This window comes from Agrococcus sp. Ld7, assembly GCF_045064095.1.
In the GTDB taxonomy this organism is placed as follows: domain Bacteria; phylum Actinomycetota; class Actinomycetes; order Actinomycetales; family Microbacteriaceae; genus Agrococcus.
Map to the genome: position 1 here is coordinate 112,894 of NZ_JBISGY010000037.1, position 16,016 is coordinate 128,909.

The following is a 16,016-nucleotide window of genomic DNA, read 5'->3' on the forward strand; positions in this document are numbered from 1 at the left end:
CCCTCTGCATCATCCATCCAGGAAGGAACTGCCGCCATGGCAACCAACAAGAAGAGCCTGACGGCGCGTGTCGCCGCCGGCTTCGGAGCCGCCGCGATCGCGTCGCTCATCGCCCTCGGCGGAGCCACCCCCGCCTTCGCCGCAGCCAACATCGACCCTGACGTCCCGGCCGCGATCACGATCCACAAGCACGAGCAGACCGGTGCCGCAGGCATCGTCGGCACCGGCTCGGCAACGGACCCGGTCGCGGGCGCCCCGATCGCCGGCGTGCAGTTCTCCATCCGCCAGGTCACCAACCTCGACGTCGACGACAACACCACGTGGGCTGCGCTGTCCAACGGACTGGAGGCGGCGGACGTGACCGCGACCGGCTCGACCTACACGCTCGGCTCCACCACCGGCACCGATTCCTTCACCGTCACGACGGGCGACGACGGCACGATCAGGCGCACGGTCCCCCAGGGCGTGTTCCTCGTCGAAGAGCTCAGGGCGCCGGCCGCGGCAGGCGTCGTGATCCCCGCGCAGCCGTTCCTCGTCGTCGTGCCGCAGCCGGTCGAGGCGACCAGCACGTGGAACTACGACGTGCACGTCTTCCCGAAGAACACGGTGTCGGATGCTTTGAAGAGCCTCGAGGACTTCCAGCAGGAGGGCCTCGGCTCCAACCTCACGTGGGACCTCGACATCGCGGTGCCCGTTGCCTCTGAGGGCCGCTCGCTCACCTCGTTCGGTGTAGTCGACGTGCTCGACGCACGCCTGTCGCACAACCTCGCCACGGCCGGCGCTGTGCGCGTGACCGTCGGCACGACGACGCTCGAGCGCGGTACCGACTTCACGGTCGCCCTCGATGGCCAGCGGCTCTCGATCGACTTCACCGAGACGGGCATCGAGGCGCTCGAGGCGAACGCCGACCAGCGCGTCGCGATCGAGATCGACACCACGATCACGGCCCTCGGCACCGGCACGATCCAGAACACGGCCAGCGTCTCGATCAACGGCACGGAGATCCCCTCGAACACGGCATCCGCCTACTTCGGCGGCATCGAGCTGCAGAAGAACGACGACCAGGGCGCAGCGCTCGAGGGCGCAGCCTTCGAGGTGGTCGACGCCGACGGCAACGTCGTGACCATCAACGGTGTCGGCGAGTTCACGAGCGACGAGGACGGCGTCGTCACGATCGCCGGCCTCCGCACCAACGCCGATGGCAACGCGACCTACACGGTGCGTGAGAAGTCGGCTCCGGCGGGTTACCAGCTCGGCAGCACGACTGAGTGGACGATCGCTGTGCCGGTCGGCACGAACGCTGCGGTCGAGCTGACCGTCGTCAACGCGCAGGTGCCCGCCTACGCCCTCCCCGTCACGGGTGGCAGCGGCCAGGCAGCGTTCATGATCGGTGGCGCGGGCCTCCTCCTCGGCGCGCTGGGCTTCATGCTCGTCCGCCGCCGCAAGGCTCAGGCAGACGCCTAAGCCATAGTGACCGCCCCGCGGCAGAGGCTCATCCCTCCTCTGCCGCGGGGCTTCTCCTTCCCAGACCAACGAGGAGCCACCGTGAGCGCACTGGTCGCGATCGCCCCGGATCGCCCTGCTGCCGCGCGCAACGCGCGCATCGGCAGGCGCCGCGGGACGGTCTCCTCGCTCATCATCGCCACGATGGTGATGCTCGGCGTGGGCGTGCTCCTCTATCCCTCCGCCGCGGGCTGGTTCAGCCAGCTCGAGCAGTCGCAGCGCGTCGACGACTACGCCGAGGTGATGACCGAGCTCGGCCCCGAGGGCCGAGAGCAGGAGCTCGCCGACGCGCGCCGCTACAACCAGACCCTCTCCGGCGGTGCCCTCATCGACCAGTTCGGCCGCACCCCGCTGAGCGACCAGCGCGCCATCGTGGCCGCCTACCAGGAGCAGCTCGACCTCGGCCCCGCCGACGTGATGGCGCGCATCCGCATCCCCTCCATCGCCGTCGACCTGCCGATCTACCACGGCACCGACGAGCAGACGCTGCGCAAGGGCATCGGGCATCTGCTCGGCTCGGCCATGCCGGTGGGCGGCGCCGGCGCTCACAGCGTGCTCACCGGTCACCGCGGCCTGCCCGAGTCGGTGCTCTTCAGCGACCTCGACCAGGTGGTCGTCGGCGATGTCTTCGAGCTCGACGTCTATGGCGACGTGCTCACCTACGAGGTGCGCGACGTGCAGGTGATCGAGCCGGGTGACACCGACATCCTCACCCCAGCATCCGGCCGCGATCTCGTGAGCCTCGTCACATGCACCCCGCTCGGCATCAACAGCCACCGGATCATCGTCACCGGCGAGCGCATCCCCACGCCGGCGGCCGAGAGCGACGCAGTGGCGATGCCCGACATCCCTGGGCCGCCGTGGTGGGCGGTGGGCCTCGCCGCAGGCTTCGCATTCGCTGCCGCCTACCGCACGGCGACTTCGACGGCGCGCCCGATCCCGGCCACGGGTCGCCAGCCCGGGCTGACGCTCGGCACGGCGCCCAGCATCATCGTCTGACGCCTAGCCTGGAGTCATGCCTGCTGACGCTGACGAGCCCCAGCTGCCCGTGGGTGTCGGGCCCTGGGAGGGCTCCTGGCCCGACCAGGCGCACTTCGACCCGGAGCTGCTCGAGCACGGCGACCGACGGAACGTCCTCGATCGCTACCGCTACTGGCGGCTCGGGGCCATCGTCGCCGATCTCGACGCGCACCGACACGCCTTCCACGTCGCGATCGAGAACTGGCAGCACGACCTCAACATCGGCTCGATCGTGCGCACGGCCAACGCCTTCGCGGCCGCGGAGGTGCACATCATCGGCAAGCGGCGATGGAACCGCCGCGGCGCCATGGTCACCGACCGCTACCAGCACATCCGCCACCACGAGACGACGGATGCGTTCGCCGCGTGGGCGCGCGACTCGGGCCTCACGGTGATCGCCGTCGACAACACCGACGGCAGCGTGCCGGTGGATGCAGCGGCGCTGCCCGAGCGCTGCGTGCTGCTGTTCGGCCAGGAGGGCCCGGGCCTCAGCGATGAGGCGATCGCCGCCGCCGACGCGCACGTGGCGATTCGGCAGTTCGGCTCCACCCGCTCCATCAACGCCGCGGCCGCTGCCGCGATCGTGATGCACGAGTGGGTGCGGGAGCACGCGGCGACTGGCTAATGCGGGTGCGCGCGGACCGGTCTCGTGACGCGAGCGGCCTGCGGCCGCGCGCTCCTCGACCTACGGGTGAGGCGGTTGCGCGCGGACCGGTCTCGTGACGCGAGCGGCCTGCGGCCGCGCGCTCCTCGACCTACGGCTGAGGCGGGTGCGCGCGGACCGGTCTCGTGACGCGAGCGGCCCGCGGCCGCGCGCTCCTCGACCTACGAGCGCGGCTCCGGCTGGCAGCGGGGGCACCACTGCACCTGCCGCAGCATGCCATCCTCCTTGCCGAGCATCGCATCGCGGATCTTCGTGCCGCAGCGCAGGCACGGGCGCCCGCCCCGCCCATAGACCCAGGTGCGGCGGCCGTTGCGGGTGTCGCCCGTGAAGGTGCGCTCGGTGCGATCGCGGTTCGCGACCATGAGGCGGCGCGCGAGCGCCACGAGCGGCTCCAGCTCGACATCCGCCACCGGCGTCACGGGGTGCAGGCCGCGCAGGAAGCACAGCTCGCCCCGGAAGACGTTGCCGAGCCCGGCGACGGCGCGCTGGTCGAGCAGCGCCACTCCGACCGGGTCGCCGGTCGCGCGCAGCCGCCGCACGGCCTCGGCGGCCATCGCGGCATCCCATGCGGGGTCGAGCAGGTCGGGCCCCAGGTGCGCGACCGCCTCCAGGTCGAGTTCGCGCGGCAGCAGCTCCAAGACCGGCAGGCTCGAGCCGACGATCTCGTGCTCGGCGGTCTGCAGCACGACGCGGATGGTGTGGGTCGCCACAGGCGCGCGCCCACCGGGCTCGAGCACGTGCCAGAGGCCGTCCATGCCGGCGTGCGAGTGGATCGTCCAGTGCTCGCCCCGCATGAGCAGGTGCTTGCCGACGCTGCGCACCTCGTCGATGCGCTCACCGGCGAGGTCGGCGGTCGCGAGCGCCGGCACGCGGAAGTCGCTGCGCTCGAGCACCTGCCCCTCCAGCACACGGCCGAGCCGCACGGCGGCCCGGTGGATCGTGTCGCCCTCTGGCATCAGTGACCGATCCGGAAGCCGCGCGGCGTGCGGCGCAGCCCGCCGCGCTCCAGCAGCGCGGCGACCTCGCTGTCGAGCGACGAGCGCCCATCGACCTCCTCGAGCACGCGCCGCCGCCCTGCCTGCCGCACCACGGCATCCGCGAGGCTCTCGACGCCCCGCACGAGCAGCTCCTCGTCGTCGGTGAAGGTCAGCAGCGACCGGCCGCCGCGCTCCAGGTGCAGAATGCAGCGGCCCGCCGCGATGGTCGTGAGCGAGCCCACGCGCCGGGTGGGGCGGTGGTCGCCGCGTGCCTCGGGCCACGGCAGCGAGGCGCCGAACGGGTTCGCCGGGTCGACGGTCGGCACGGTCGCGACCTTGTCGCTCGGCCCGCTCGACTGCCGCGCCCGCAGCCCGTCGACGACCGGGGTGTCGGCGAACTGCGCCGCGCCCAGCCCGTCGACGAAGTAGCCGCGGCGCGTGTGGCCGGCCTCCTCGAACGCCTTCAGCACCTGGTAGACGCCGTGGAAGCCCCCCGGCACATCCTCGGCGACCACACTGCCGCGCGTGACGACGCCGTAGCGCGCCAGCAGCGCATCCGCCACCTGCGCCGCCCGCTCGGTCTGCGACCCCGCGGGCGCGGAGGCCATCAGCCAGCGGCCCGCGAGCGTCGGCAGCGCGTCGGAGCGGATGGGCCTCGCCGTCGCGAGCCGGCGCCTGCTGACCGGCGCAGCACGCCGGCTCGGCGCGGCAGCGGTGCGGGCGCGAGCGCCCAGCAGGTGCGCTCGCAGCGGCGCGATGGTGTCGTTGGTGATGCGGCCGGCCCACACGAGCGGCCAGAGCACGTCGGCGAGCTTCGCGAGATCGAAGGCGAGGATGTCGCTGAGCTGCTTCGCGAACAGCGCGCCGCCGCCCGAGAGCGCCTCGAGCAGGGCGGCCGCATCCGGATCCTCGTGCTCGGCACCGGTGCGCTGCTCGACCGTGTCGGAGGGGCGCAGCACGACGCGGCCGTCCTTGCCGGTGAGCGCGCCCGCGCCCGTCCAGGTGATGAGCCCGGATGCGGTGAGCTCGTCGAGCATCGACGGCCGGTAGTCGCGCACCCGCGAGGGCAGGATGAGCGTCTCGAGCGCCGAGAGCGGCAGCGGCACGCCGTCGAGCCGGTCGATCGCCTCGAGCACGCCGTCGGTGCCGGACAGCGGGCGGGTGATGCGCTGGTGCGAGAGCAGGTGGTCGGCGAACACGGCGTGGTCGACGGGCTCGACGTCGCTGCGCAGCGCCTGCAGGCTGCGGCGCTTCAGCCGCGACAGCACCTGCGTGTCGATCCACTCCTCGCCGCTGCCGCCGGGGCGGTAGGCACCGGAGGCTACGCGGCCCTGCGCCTCCAGCGCGCGCAGCGCCGATCGCACGACCGCGGGGGCGAGCGTGAGCCGCTGCCCGATCTCCTCGACGGTGAAGGGGCCGTGCGTGCGCGCGTGCCGCCCGACCACGTCGCCGATCGGGTCGGCGACCGTCTCCAGCAGCGCAGACGGCACACCGGGAGGCGGCGGCACGCCGAGCGCATCGCGCAGTCGCGCGACATCCTCGATCGCCGCCACCCGCTCCTCATCGCCCACCCGCACGCGCACCGCGCGCCGCGCATCCACGAGCTCGGTTGCGATGGCGGCGGCCGCATCGGCATCCAAGGCCGCATCGCCCTCGCCCGAGAGTCGGGCCGCGAGCTCGTCGACACGCAGGGGCCCGAGCAGCCGCAGCAGGTCGGCCGCGCCCTCGACGCCGCGGGCGCGCCGGTCTGGCGCGAGCCACTGCAGCTCGAGCTCGGTGCGCTCCACCACCTCCGGGTCGAGCAGCTCGCGCAGCGCTGTGGTGCCGAGCACCTGCGCGAGCAGCGCCGGGTCGAGCGTGAGCGCGGCCGCGCGCCGCTCGGCCAGCGGCGCATCGCCCTCGTAGAGGAACGCGCCGACGTAGCCGAACAGCAGGTGGTGTGCGAAGGGGGAGGGGCTGGGCGTCTCGACCTCGACGACGCGGATGTCGCCGTGCTGCAGCCGCTCGGTGATGGAGCGCAGCGCCGGGAGGTCGTAGGCATCCTGCAGCACCTCGCGCAGCGCCTCGAGCACGATCGGGAAGTCGGGGTAGCGCTTGGCGACGTCGAGCAGCTGCGCAGCGCGCTGGCGCTGCTGCCACAGCGGTGCTCGACGGGCGGGGTCGCGCTTGGGCAGCAGCAGGGCGCGCGCAGCGCACTCGCGGAAGCGACTGGCGAACAGCGCGGTGCCGCCGGCCTCAACCTCGACGATGCGTTCGAGCTCCTCGGGCTCGAAGCGGATCAGGTCGGCGCCGGGCGGCTCGGCATCGGAGTCCGGGATGCGGATCACGATGCCGTCGTCGGAGGCCATCGCGGCCGCGCCCATGTCGCGGTCCTCTCGCAGCCGCTGGCTGATGGCGAGCGCCCAAGGTGCGTGCACGCGGCGCCCCCACGGCGAGTGGACGATGAGGCGCCAGTCACCGAGCTCGTCGCGGGAGCGCTCGACGACGATCTGCGCATCCGTCGGCACGGCGCCGGTCGCGGCCACCTGGTCACGCACGTAGGCGTCGAGGTTGCGGATGGCACGCTCGTCGGAGTGCGGCAGGTCGATGCCGGTGCCGGCGGCCAGCGCGGCGGTGGCGCGCCCGATCGAGCCGCCGAGGTCGGCGGGCCGGCCCTCGTTGTCCCCGTGCCAGAACGGCAGCTTGCCCGGCTCGCCGAACGCGGGCACGACCAGCACGCGGTCATGCGTGATGTCGACCACCCGCCAGCTCGTGGCGCCGAGCGCGAAGACGTCGCCGGTGCGCGACTCGTAGACCATCTCCTCGTCGAGCTCGCCGACACGCGCGCCGGGCTTCCCCTCCTGCCCCGCGAGGAACACGCCGAACAGACCGCGGTCGGGGATCGTGCCGCCGCTGGAGACGGCGATGCGCTGCGCGCTGGGACGGCCGGCGATGGTGTTGGCCTCCCGATCCCACAGCACGCGCGGGCGCAGCTCGGCGAACTCGTCGCTCGGGTAGACGCCGGAGATCAGGTCGAGGGTGGCGTCGAAGGCCGCGCGCGGCAGCTCGGCGAAGCCCGCCGCGCGTCGCACGGTCTGGAACCACTCGTCCACACCCAGCTCGTCCATGGCGGCCGCGGCGACGGTCTGCTGCGCGAGCACGTCGAGCGGATGCCTCGGCATGCGGATGGGCTCGAGCTCGCCGCGCGCCATCCGGTCTGCGACCACGGTCGCGTGCAGCAGGTCTGCGCGGTGCTTGGGGATGATGACGCCGCGCGATGCGTCGCCGACGGAGTGGCCGGCGCGGCCGACACGCTGCAGCCCGCTCGCGGTGCTGGGCGGCGCCTCCACCTGCACGACCAGGTCGACGTCGCCCATGTCGATGCCGAGCTCGAGGCTCGAGGTGGCGACGACGCAGCGCAGCCGCCCCGACTTCAGCTGGTCCTCGATCTCGGCGCGCTGCTCCTTCGACACCGAGCCGTGGTGCGCGCGGGCGAGCGGCGGCGCCTCCGCCTCATCGCCGGCCGCGTCGCGCGCCGCGGCGCGCTCGGCGAGGCGCAGGCGGATGTGCTCGCTCACGTCGCGCAGCACCACCCCGTCGCCGGCCCGTCCGTCGGTCGCACCCCCGTCGGTCGAGGAGCGAGCGCCGGAGGCGCTCGCGTCACGAGACCCCGCAGCACCCGCCGCTTCGGCTGCATCGAGCCGCTCCGCGTCGAGCTCGTTGAGGCTCGCCGTCAGCCGCTCGGCCGCCCGGCGCGCGTTCACGAACACGATCGTCGAGCGATGCCGATCGACGAGCTCGAGGATCTCGCGCTCGATGTGCGGCCAGATCGACGGCTGCTTCGGCTCGGTCGCCCCGAAGGCGCTGCCGGTCGCGCCCGCATCGGCCTGCTCGCGCTGCTGCGGGGCCCGCAGGTCGGTCATGTCGTCCACCGGCACCGTGATGGTGAGCTCGATCTTCTTCTCGCTGGGCGGCGCCACGACCGTGACGGGCGCCTGCCCCCCGAGGAAGCCCGCGACCTCATCGATCGGGCGCACGGTCGCCGACAGGCCGATGCGCTGGGCCGGCTTCGCGAGCTGCGCGTCGAGCCGCTCGAGGCTCAGCGCCAGGTGCGAGCCGCGCTTCGTCGGCACGACCGCGTGCACCTCGTCGACGATGATCGTCTCGACCGTGCGCAGGCTCTCGCGCGCCTTGCTCGTGAGCAGCAGGAACAGCGACTCCGGCGTGGTGATGAGGATGTCGGGCGGATGCTTCGCCTGCGCCCGCCGCTCCTCCTGCGGGGTATCGCCGGTGCGCAGCCCGATGCGGATGCCGGGCGGCTCGGTGCCGTCCGTGCGGCCGCGCGCTGCGATGCCCGCGAGCGGCGCACGGAGGTTGCGGTCCACGTCGACCGCGAGCGCCTTCAGCGGGGAGATGTAGAGCACGCGCACGCCGGGCTCGCGCTCCTCATGCGGCTCGGCGTCCTCGCGCTGGAGTCGATCGATCGCCCACAGGAAGGCCGCGAGCGTCTTGCCGGAACCGGTCGGCGCGACGACGAGCGTGTGCTCGCCGCGCGCGATCGCGGCCCACGCGTCAGCCTGCGCGGGGGTGGGCGCCGGGAACGCACCCGCGAACCAGGCGCGGGTGGCGGGGGAGAAGAGCTCGAGCGCGTGGCGGATCGGCCCGGCGTCCGGCACCCGTTCCGCGTCCTTCACTCGCTCAGTACAGCACAGCAGTCTCGGGGGAATGCTGGGGGACAATCGGGTCATGCTCCGGCCCATGGATCCGTCGTTCAGCCTCCGTCCCGCACCCGTGCGCGGCGTCGTCCGAGGGGTGCGACGGTGACCGCGCCGATCGACGCTGGCGTCACACTCGACCGCGGGGCCGGCGCCGACGATCTGGCGGCGCTCGGCTCGCTGCCCGCGACTGTCGCCGACGCGCTCGCCGCCGCACCCGAACTCGCAGCCGCCATCCCGCTGCCTGGCAGCGGTCGCACCATCGAGCGGCTCGAGGCGCTCGCGACGCTCGGTGCGCAGGATCTGGAGGTCGCGCGCGCGATCGAGCCGCACCTGGATGCGATCGCCATCCTCGCGGAAGCGGATCGTGCGCCCGCGGCGGGTGCCTACGGCGTCTTCGCGGCCGAGGGACCTGGCGCGCGGCTCGAGCTGCGCAACGGTCGCCTGCACGGCGAGAAGCCGTGGTGCTCGCTCGCCGACCGCCTCGACCGCGCGCTGGTCTCCGCGTGGCAGGGGGAGGAGCGCGTGCTGGTCGACGTCGCCCTGCGGCAGCCGGGCGTCGAGGCCGTGCCCGGCGCATGGCACGCGCGCGGCCTCGCGGGCATCCCCTCAGGACCCGTGCGGTTCGACGGTGTGTCCGCCGAGCCGGTGGGCGTGCCCGGCTGGTACCTGCGGCGCCCCGGTTTCGCCTGGGGCGGCATCGGCGTCGCCGCGTGCTGGCACGGCGGAGCCGTCGCGATTGCGCGGAGGCTCCTGGGCGCCGCGGGCGAGGCGCCGCTGCGGCTCGCGCACCTGGGCGCGATCGACGAGGCCCTCACCGCGTCACGATTGGCGCTCGCGGATGCGGCCCGGCGCATCGACGCCAACGACACCGCGGTCGATCCGGGCCTGTTGGCGCTCCGCACGCGCGGGATCGTCGCGCGCGCGGCCGAGGAGACCCTCACGCGCGTCGCCCACGCGCTCGGGCCCGCGCCGCTCGCGCTCGAGGCCGAGCACGCGCGCCGGGTCGCCGATCTGCAGCTGTACGTTCGGCAGCACCATGCCGAGCGCGACCAGGCGACGCTCGGCGCCGACATCCAGACCCGCACGGCAGCGGGGACGGCACCGTGGTGACGCCGACCGGGCCGCGCTTCCGCGGCGACGACGCCGGCACGCCGCTCGAGGCATGGCTGCAGAGCCGCGCACTGCGCGACGCGCCGGTGCTGCAGACAGCGCCCAGCGAGCTGCTGGTCGTGGCCGCACACCCCGACGACGAGGTGCTCGGCGCCTTCGGATCCATGCGCGATGCGTCACGCCGCGGGATCCCCGTGACCGTCGTCGTGGCGACCGACGGCGAGGGCTCGCACCCGGGCTCACCGACCCTGACGCCGGTCGCGCTCGCGGCTCGGCGTCGGGAGGAGCAGCAGGCGGCGCTCGCCGAGATCGGCGCGCACATCATCCGGCTGGGGCTGCCCGACGGTGCCGTGCGCGCGCACCGGCGCGAGCTCGTGGGAGCCATCGCGCCGCTGATCGCGGCGCTGCCCGCCGATGGCCTCGTGCTGGCCCCGTGGTCGCGCGACGGGCATCCGGATCACGAGGTCGTGGGCGACGCGGTGGCCGCGGTCGCGCGCGAGGCCAGCCGCTCGTGCGCGTGGGCGCCGATCTGGGCGTGGCTGTGGGGCGAGCCCGGCCTGTTCGACGGGCTGCCGCTGCGCCGTGTGCCGCTGGACGCCGAGGCTCGCGAGGCCAAGGCGCGTGCCATCGCCGCGCACCGCTCCCAGGTTGCGCCGCTGTCGCCGCACGACGACGACCGGGCCGTGCTGACGCCCGAGATGCTCGCCAGGTTCGCCGGAGACGAGTGGCTGCTGCTTGCACCGCCCGCGGCCCGCACCGCGTTCGACGAGCGCTACGCGCAGGAGGCCGACCCCTGGGCGACCCGATCGTCCTGGTACGAGCGGCGCAAGCGCGCACTGGTGCTCGCGGCGCTGCCCGAGGAGCACTACCGGTTGGCGGTCGAGGTCGGATGCGGCACCGCGACGCTCACCGCAGAGCTCGCCGCCCGCTGCGAGTCGGCGCTCGGCATCGACGCATCACTGCCCGCGCTCGCCGAGGCGCGGCGCACCTTCGACGGGATCCCCAACGCCTGGGTCGAGCACCGCACCGCGCACGACGGTCTGCCGGTCGCCGACCTCGACCTCGTCGTGCTGAGCGAGCTGGGCTCCTACATCGAGGCGGATGCGCTGCGGACGCTGCTGCACGAGGCACGGGATGCCGGCGCTCACGTCGTGCTCTGCCACTGGCGAGGCGACAGCGACGACATGCTCGCATCGGCCGAGGAGGTGCATGCGCTCGCTGCCAGCATCGAGGGGATGCGGCGCATCGTCGAGCACCGCGACGAGGCGTTCCTGATCGACGTGCTGGTGCCCCGATGAGCACGCCGATCGAACGGGTGCTGGTCGTCGTGCCGGCGCGCGATGAAGCCGCGACGCTCGAGGCCTGCATCGAGAGCATCTCGGGCGCCCGGGCGGCGCTCGGCAAACGCATGCCCGACGTCGCGACGCGGCTCGTGGTCGTCGCCGACGCCTGCGTCGACGAGTCGGCGACGATCGCGCGGGCGGCGGGTGCCGAGGTCATCGAGATCGAGGCGGCGTCGGTCGGTGTCGCCCGACGAGCGGGAATCGAGCACGGCCTTGCCCCGTGGCGAGTGCAGGGCAGGCTGGATCGAGCGTGGGTGGCGATGACGGATGCCGACAGCACCGTGCCGCGCTCGTGGCTGCTCGATCACCTGCGGGCGGCCCGGAGCGGCGCCGACCTGCATGTCGGCCGGGTTGAGCCAGAGGCGTCGCAGCTGTCGGCGGGTGCGCTCGCCGCCTGGCACGAGTCCCACGATGGGCTTGCGCCCGGCGTCGCCGTGCACGGCGCGAACCTCGGCGTGCGGGCGTCCGCGCTCGAGCGGATCGGCGGTGTCGCGCCCATGCGGCTGCACGAGGATGCCGATCTGGTCGCACGCCTCACTGCCGCAGGCGTTGCCGTCGACGATCAGCGTCGACCCGCGGTGCGCACCTCCGCGCGCACGCGCAGCCGCGTCGAGGGCGGATTCGCGAGCTACCTCGCGGCGCTGGAGGGGCAGCCCTCGATCGACTAGCGATCCGACGATGCTGCGCCGCCGGCAGAGGGCGGTGGGGCCCCGGCGGTACTCCACCAGGGCCCCACGGTCATGCTCCGTGCGCGATCGTCAGTGCTGACGCTCGTCCTGCACGCGCTGCGTCGCATCCTGCGCGGTGGCGCGCACCTCGTCGCTGGCTGACTGAGCCTCAGATGACACGTCGGCTGCGGCCGACTGCGCGTCGTCCCTGACGTGCTCGCCGGCACGCTGCGCCGAATCCTTGACGGACTGCGCGGCGTCCTGCGCCGGCTCCTTCAGGTGCTCGGCCGCCTCCTTGGCGACATCCTTCGCCTCGTCCATGAGCGGCTGTGCGGCCTCCTTCACCTTCCCCGCCGCATCCTTCTCGGCACTGCTCGCCGGGATGAGGGATGCGATGAGTGCGCCGACGCCGAACGCGATGAGGCCCACCGCGAGCGGATTGCCCTTCGCCTTCTGCGTCGCGCGCTCCGCAGTGCCGCGCACGCTGTCACCCATGTCGCCGACGGCGTGGCGCACGTCGTCGCGCGCCCCACCGATCACGCCGGAGTCGTGATCATCGGCGCCGAAGAGGCGATCCTTGACGTCGTGCAGCTTGCCCTTCGCTCGCTCGGTCTCGCGGCCGACGATGCTGCTCGGCGAGACCTTCTCGGCCAGCGCGTCGACGTCGCCGCTCACGCTCTGCCGCGTCCTGTCGATACGGGCGCGGATCTCTTCTGGTGTCTCATTCATCGCTGCTCCTCAGTGGTGTTCAGTGCCTCGGGGATGTGCTTGACGGAATCGACCGTCTCCGGCATGGGCTCGACCTGCTTGAGGGCCTTGCGGCCCAGCAGGAAGAGCACCAGGGCGACCACGGCCCAGAGGAGCGCGACGATGAGCGCTCCCCATCCGATGTGGTCGAGCAGGTCGCCCAGCGCCCACATCAGCGCGAACGACAGGAAGAGGATGACGAGGCCGGCCGCATAGCCTGCGCCTCCGAGCATCCCCGCACCCTTGCCGGCGTGCTTGGCCTGCTGGGTTGCCTCCGCCTTGGCGAGCGCGATCTCCTGCCGCATCAGCGTCGAGAAGTCCTGCGTCAGGTCTCCCACGATGTCGCCGAGCGACTGGGTCGCTGCGCGCTCCTCCGCCGGGGTGTCTGCGGCGAGGACCGCGGGATCGGCGGGCGAGTGGCGTCCGGTCTGATCGTTGATGCCCGTCACTGTCCGCCCTCTCGGCGTGCGCCCGGGTAGCCGTTGACGATCTGGTCGGTGGATCGCAGCGGGCTGGCGGCACCGGGGACGTCTGCCGCAGGCCGCTCACCGTGCCACGGCTCGTTGTCGACCGGCACCGCGGCGGTGTCCGACCGATGGGTCGAGGCCGCGTCGATCGATCGCGAGCTGCCGGCGGTCGCATCGGTGCGACCCTCCGGCTCCCGCTGCTCCTGCGCGTCGCCGACCATTCCGCGAGCCAGACGACCGACCAGCAGGCCGGCGATGCCCGCGATCGCGATGAAGGTGCCCGGCCGGCGACGAGCGAACGACTTCACCTCGTCGAGCAGGTCGGCCGGCTCACGCTGCTCGAGCCAGCCAGCCGCGGCGCTCACGCGCTGCGCGACCTCGCCGACGAGCTGCGACGCCAGGGAATCGTCTGCGCTCCCGGTCATCTCGTGCAGGTCGTCGCCGAAGGTGCGCATGCCCTCTGCCGCACGGCGCTGCTGCGTCTTCGCCTGGTCGCGCACCTCGTGCATGGTCTCGTCCAGCAGTTGGCTGGCCTGTCGCTTCGCCTCGCCGACGACCTGGTTCGCCTCGCCCTTCGCCGTGTCAGCGACACCGCGGGCGGCGTCCTTGGCCGTGTCGGCCACGTTCCCCGCCTGCTCCTTCGCGGTGCCCGAGACGTGCGCGGCTTCGTCCTTCGCCACCTGCGACGTGCCCTGCGACGCGTCGTGCGGCGCACCGAGCGGCGCGTCGTGCGCTGCACGGTCGCTCGTCGAAGCTGCTGCAGGGGCAGCGAAGCTGTCAGTGCCGAGTGGGGCTCTTGCGACGCGGTCGTCCGTGCTTCCTGTTGAGGCGGTCGGGTCTGTCGGCGTGACGCCCGTCGGGTCTGTCGGCGTGACGCCCGTCGGGTCTGTCGGAGTGACGCCCGTCGGGTCTGTCGGCGTGACGCCCGTCGGGTCGTGCGGCTGCCGCGACTGCGGCTCTTGGGGGTGGTGCACTGTCATGGTCCGTCCAATCGTGCGGGCGGAGACGTGCGCCTCCGCGTCGAGTGCTTGCTGTCCCCCAAACATGTCCCCCATTCCTGGGAACTCGTCGAGAAGATCCGAGCACCGTCAGCGGATCACGCCCGAGGATGGCGGCGAGCGTCGCCGCGGTCGACGGGGATGTCCCTGTGCAGGGACTCCTCGGCAGGACCGCGCGAACCGGGCGGCATGCGCACGTCGGCGACCCATCGGTCGCGCAGATTCGTGCGGCATCCCGAGCCGCACCGGGCATCCGGTACGAACTGGTCGCTCGTCGGGCGGGCGGGCGACCGGACGACCATTCGGTACCGCAACAAGCGTGCGGTACGAAGTGGTCGCTCACCGCGCAGGCGAGCGACCATTCGGTACCGCACGCGGTGGGATCAGTCGGTGCCGAGGTCCATCGCGGCGCGATCGTTCCACTGCTCGAGCGCTTCGGGGTCGTCGTCGGGCGAGACCATGATCTCGGCGGCCCTGCCGGCCTCGAGCGCGCCCAGCAGCTTCGCCGTCTCGCCCTCGACGAGCCCGGCGGCCGCGTAGCCCTCGAGTCGCGAGCGGGAGTCCGCGATGTCGAGGTTGCGCATGGTCAGCTGCCCGATGCGGTCCTCGGGGCCGAACGCGGCGTCGCCGACGCGCTCCATCGAGAGCTTGTCGGGGTGGTACGAGAAGCCCTCGCCGCGGGTGTCGACGACCGAGTAGTCCTCGCCGCGACGCAGGCGCAGCACGACCTCACCGGTCACCGACGAGCCCACCCAGCGGTGGATCGACTCGCGCAGCATGAGCGACTGCGGGTCCAGCCAGCGGCCCTCGTACATGAGGCGCCCGAGCCTGCGGCCCTGCTCGTGGTAGGTCGCGATGGTGTCCTCGTTGTGGATCGCGTTCAGCAGCCGCTCGTAGGCGATGTGCAGCAGCGCCATGCCCGGCGCCTCGTAGATGCCGCGGCTCTTCGCCTCGATGATGCGGTTCTCGATCTGGTCGCTCATGCCGAGGCCGTGCCGGCCGCCGATGGTGTTGGCCTCCATCACGAGCGCCACCGCATCCGGGAACTCCCTGCCGTTGATCGCCACCGGGCGCCCCGCCTCGAAGCGGATCGCGACCTCCTCGGTGGCGATCGAGACCGAGTCGTCCCAGAACTTCACGCCCATGATGGGCTCGACGACCTCCATCGACTCGTCCAGGTGCTCGAGGGTCTTCGCCTCGTGCGTCGCGCCCCAGATGTTCGCGTCCGTCGAGTAGGCCTTCTCGGTGGCGTCGCGGTAGGGGTAGCCGTGCTCCACCAGCCACTCCGACATCTCCTTGCGGCCGCCGAGCTCGGCGACGAAGCGGGCGTCGAGCCAGGGCTTGTAGATGCGCAGGCCGGGATTCGCCATCAGGCCGTAGCGGTAGAACCGCTCGATGTCGTTGCCCTTGTAGGTCGAGCCGTCGCCCCAGATCTCGACGTCGTCCTCCTTCATGGCGCGCACGAGCAGCATGCCGGTGACGGCGCGGCCCAGCGGCGTGGTGTTGAAGTAGGTGCGTCCGCCGGAGCGGATGTGGAAGGCACCGGTCGCGAGCGCGACGAGGCCCTCCTCGACCAGGGCCGACTTCGCATCCACCAGGCGCGAGTCCTCAGCGCCGTACTCCGTGGCACGCCCAGGGACGGCATCGATGTCGGGCTCGTCGTACTGGCCGATGTCTGCGGTGTAGGTGAACGGCACGGCACCGTTGTGGCGCATCCACGCGACGGCGCACGACGTGTCGAGACCGCCGGAGAAGGCGATGCCGACGCGCTCGCCGACGGGCAGGGAGGAGAGGACCTTGGACATGCCGCAAGTCTACGTTC

The 16,016-nt window shown here is 72.8% G+C and carries 12 protein-coding genes; 6 read left to right on the forward strand and 6 right to left on the reverse strand.

Annotated elements, in window-relative coordinates:
• Window positions 1–36: 36 nt before the first annotated feature.
• The 3 genes from ACJJVL_RS12980 to ACJJVL_RS12990 all read left to right on the forward strand — a co-directional run bounded on the left by ACJJVL_RS12980 (window position 37) and on the right by ACJJVL_RS12990 (window position 3,148).
• Window positions 37–1,464 carry a SpaH/EbpB family LPXTG-anchored major pilin gene (locus ACJJVL_RS12980; RefSeq protein WP_405219295.1) on the forward strand — a complete coding sequence of 476 codons (1,428 nt, stop codon included), beginning with the start codon at window positions 37–39 and terminating at the stop codon, window positions 1,462–1,464.
• 81 nt (window positions 1,465–1,545) lie between these two features.
• On the forward strand, window positions 1,546–2,502 hold the full coding sequence (locus ACJJVL_RS12985; RefSeq protein WP_405219297.1) for a class C sortase: 957 nt from the start codon (window positions 1,546–1,548) through the stop codon (window positions 2,500–2,502).
• Between the two features lie 16 nt (window positions 2,503–2,518).
• Window positions 2,519–3,148 carry a TrmH family RNA methyltransferase gene (locus tag ACJJVL_RS12990; RefSeq protein ID WP_405219299.1) on the forward strand — a complete coding sequence of 210 codons (630 nt, stop codon included), beginning with the start codon at window positions 2,519–2,521 and terminating at the stop codon, window positions 3,146–3,148.
• Between the two features lie 200 nt (window positions 3,149–3,348).
• Here ACJJVL_RS12990 and ACJJVL_RS12995 read toward each other — a convergent pair whose 3' ends face one another.
• Both ACJJVL_RS12995 and ACJJVL_RS13000 read right to left on the reverse strand, forming a co-directional pair.
• The gene (locus tag ACJJVL_RS12995; RefSeq protein WP_405219301.1) at window positions 3,349–4,143 is read right to left on the reverse strand and encodes a DNA-formamidopyrimidine glycosylase family protein; all 795 of its coding nucleotides are present in this window, start codon (window positions 4,141–4,143) and stop codon (window positions 3,349–3,351) included.
• Complete coding sequence (locus ACJJVL_RS13000; protein WP_405219303.1) at window positions 4,143–8,837, reverse strand: DEAD/DEAH box helicase; 4,695 nt, start codon at window positions 8,835–8,837, stop codon at window positions 4,143–4,145. Before ACJJVL_RS13000 ends, ACJJVL_RS12995 begins: the two co-directional genes overlap by 1 nt.
• Before the next feature lie 126 nt (window positions 8,838–8,963).
• Here ACJJVL_RS13000 and ACJJVL_RS13005 point away from each other — a divergent pair, with 126 nt between their 5' ends.
• Genes ACJJVL_RS13005 through ACJJVL_RS13015 form a run of 3 tightly spaced genes read left to right on the forward strand, consistent with a single transcriptional unit; the run spans window position 8,964 to window position 11,982 of the window.
• Window positions 8,964–9,971, forward strand: a complete 1,008-nt coding sequence (locus ACJJVL_RS13005; protein ID WP_405219305.1) for an acyl-CoA dehydrogenase — start codon at window positions 8,964–8,966, stop codon at window positions 9,969–9,971.
• Complete coding sequence (locus ACJJVL_RS13010; protein ID WP_405219307.1) at window positions 9,965–11,269, forward strand: PIG-L family deacetylase; 1,305 nt, start codon at window positions 9,965–9,967, stop codon at window positions 11,267–11,269. The genes ACJJVL_RS13005 and ACJJVL_RS13010 overlap by 7 nt, the downstream gene beginning before the upstream one ends.
• Window positions 11,266–11,982, forward strand: a complete 717-nt coding sequence (locus ACJJVL_RS13015) for a glycosyltransferase (RefSeq protein WP_405219309.1) — start codon at window positions 11,266–11,268, stop codon at window positions 11,980–11,982. The genes ACJJVL_RS13010 and ACJJVL_RS13015 overlap by 4 nt, the downstream gene beginning before the upstream one ends.
• Before the next feature lie 90 nt (window positions 11,983–12,072).
• Here the strand turns inward: ACJJVL_RS13015 and ACJJVL_RS13020 are convergent, their stop codons facing one another.
• The 4 genes from ACJJVL_RS13020 to argG all read right to left on the reverse strand — a co-directional run bounded on the left by ACJJVL_RS13020 (window position 12,073) and on the right by argG (window position 15,999).
• A complete protein-coding gene (locus tag ACJJVL_RS13020) occupies window positions 12,073–12,711 on the reverse strand; it encodes a DUF3618 domain-containing protein (protein ID WP_405219311.1) in 639 nt (212 codons plus the stop codon).
• Window positions 12,708–13,178 carry a phage holin family protein gene (locus tag ACJJVL_RS13025; RefSeq protein WP_405219313.1) on the reverse strand — a complete coding sequence of 157 codons (471 nt, stop codon included), beginning with the start codon at window positions 13,176–13,178 and terminating at the stop codon, window positions 12,708–12,710. Before ACJJVL_RS13025 ends, ACJJVL_RS13020 begins: the two co-directional genes overlap by 4 nt.
• A complete protein-coding gene (locus ACJJVL_RS13030; RefSeq protein WP_405219315.1) occupies window positions 13,175–14,176 on the reverse strand; it encodes a hypothetical protein in 1,002 nt (333 codons plus the stop codon). Before ACJJVL_RS13030 ends, ACJJVL_RS13025 begins: the two co-directional genes overlap by 4 nt.
• Window positions 14,177–14,577: 401 nt before the next feature.
• The gene (gene argG / locus ACJJVL_RS13035) at window positions 14,578–15,999 is read right to left on the reverse strand and encodes an argininosuccinate synthase (RefSeq protein ID WP_405219317.1); all 1,422 of its coding nucleotides are present in this window, start codon (window positions 15,997–15,999) and stop codon (window positions 14,578–14,580) included.
• Window positions 16,000–16,016: the final 17 nt, after the last annotated feature.

Excerpts from the sequence above, each read along its gene's own strand:
- ACJJVL_RS12980 (WP_405219295.1), top strand. The coding sequence starts at position 37 with ATGGCAACCAACAAGAAGAGCCTGACGGCGCGTGTCGCCGCCGGCTTC.
- ACJJVL_RS12990 (WP_405219299.1), top strand. The coding sequence starts at position 2,519 with ATGCCTGCTGACGCTGACGAGCCCCAGCTGCCCGTGGGTGTCGGGCCC.
- ACJJVL_RS12995 (WP_405219301.1), bottom strand. The coding sequence starts at position 4,143 with ATGCCAGAGGGCGACACGATCCACCGGGCCGCCGTGCGGCTCGGCCGT.
- ACJJVL_RS13015 (WP_405219309.1), top strand. The coding sequence starts at position 11,266 with ATGAGCACGCCGATCGAACGGGTGCTGGTCGTCGTGCCGGCGCGCGAT.
- ACJJVL_RS13020 (WP_405219311.1), bottom strand. The coding sequence starts at position 12,711 with ATGAATGAGACACCAGAAGAGATCCGCGCCCGTATCGACAGGACGCGG.
- ACJJVL_RS13030 (WP_405219315.1), bottom strand. The coding sequence starts at position 14,176 with ATGACAGTGCACCACCCCCAAGAGCCGCAGTCGCGGCAGCCGCACGAC.
- argG (WP_405219317.1), bottom strand. The coding sequence starts at position 15,999 with ATGTCCAAGGTCCTCTCCTCCCTGCCCGTCGGCGAGCGCGTCGGCATC.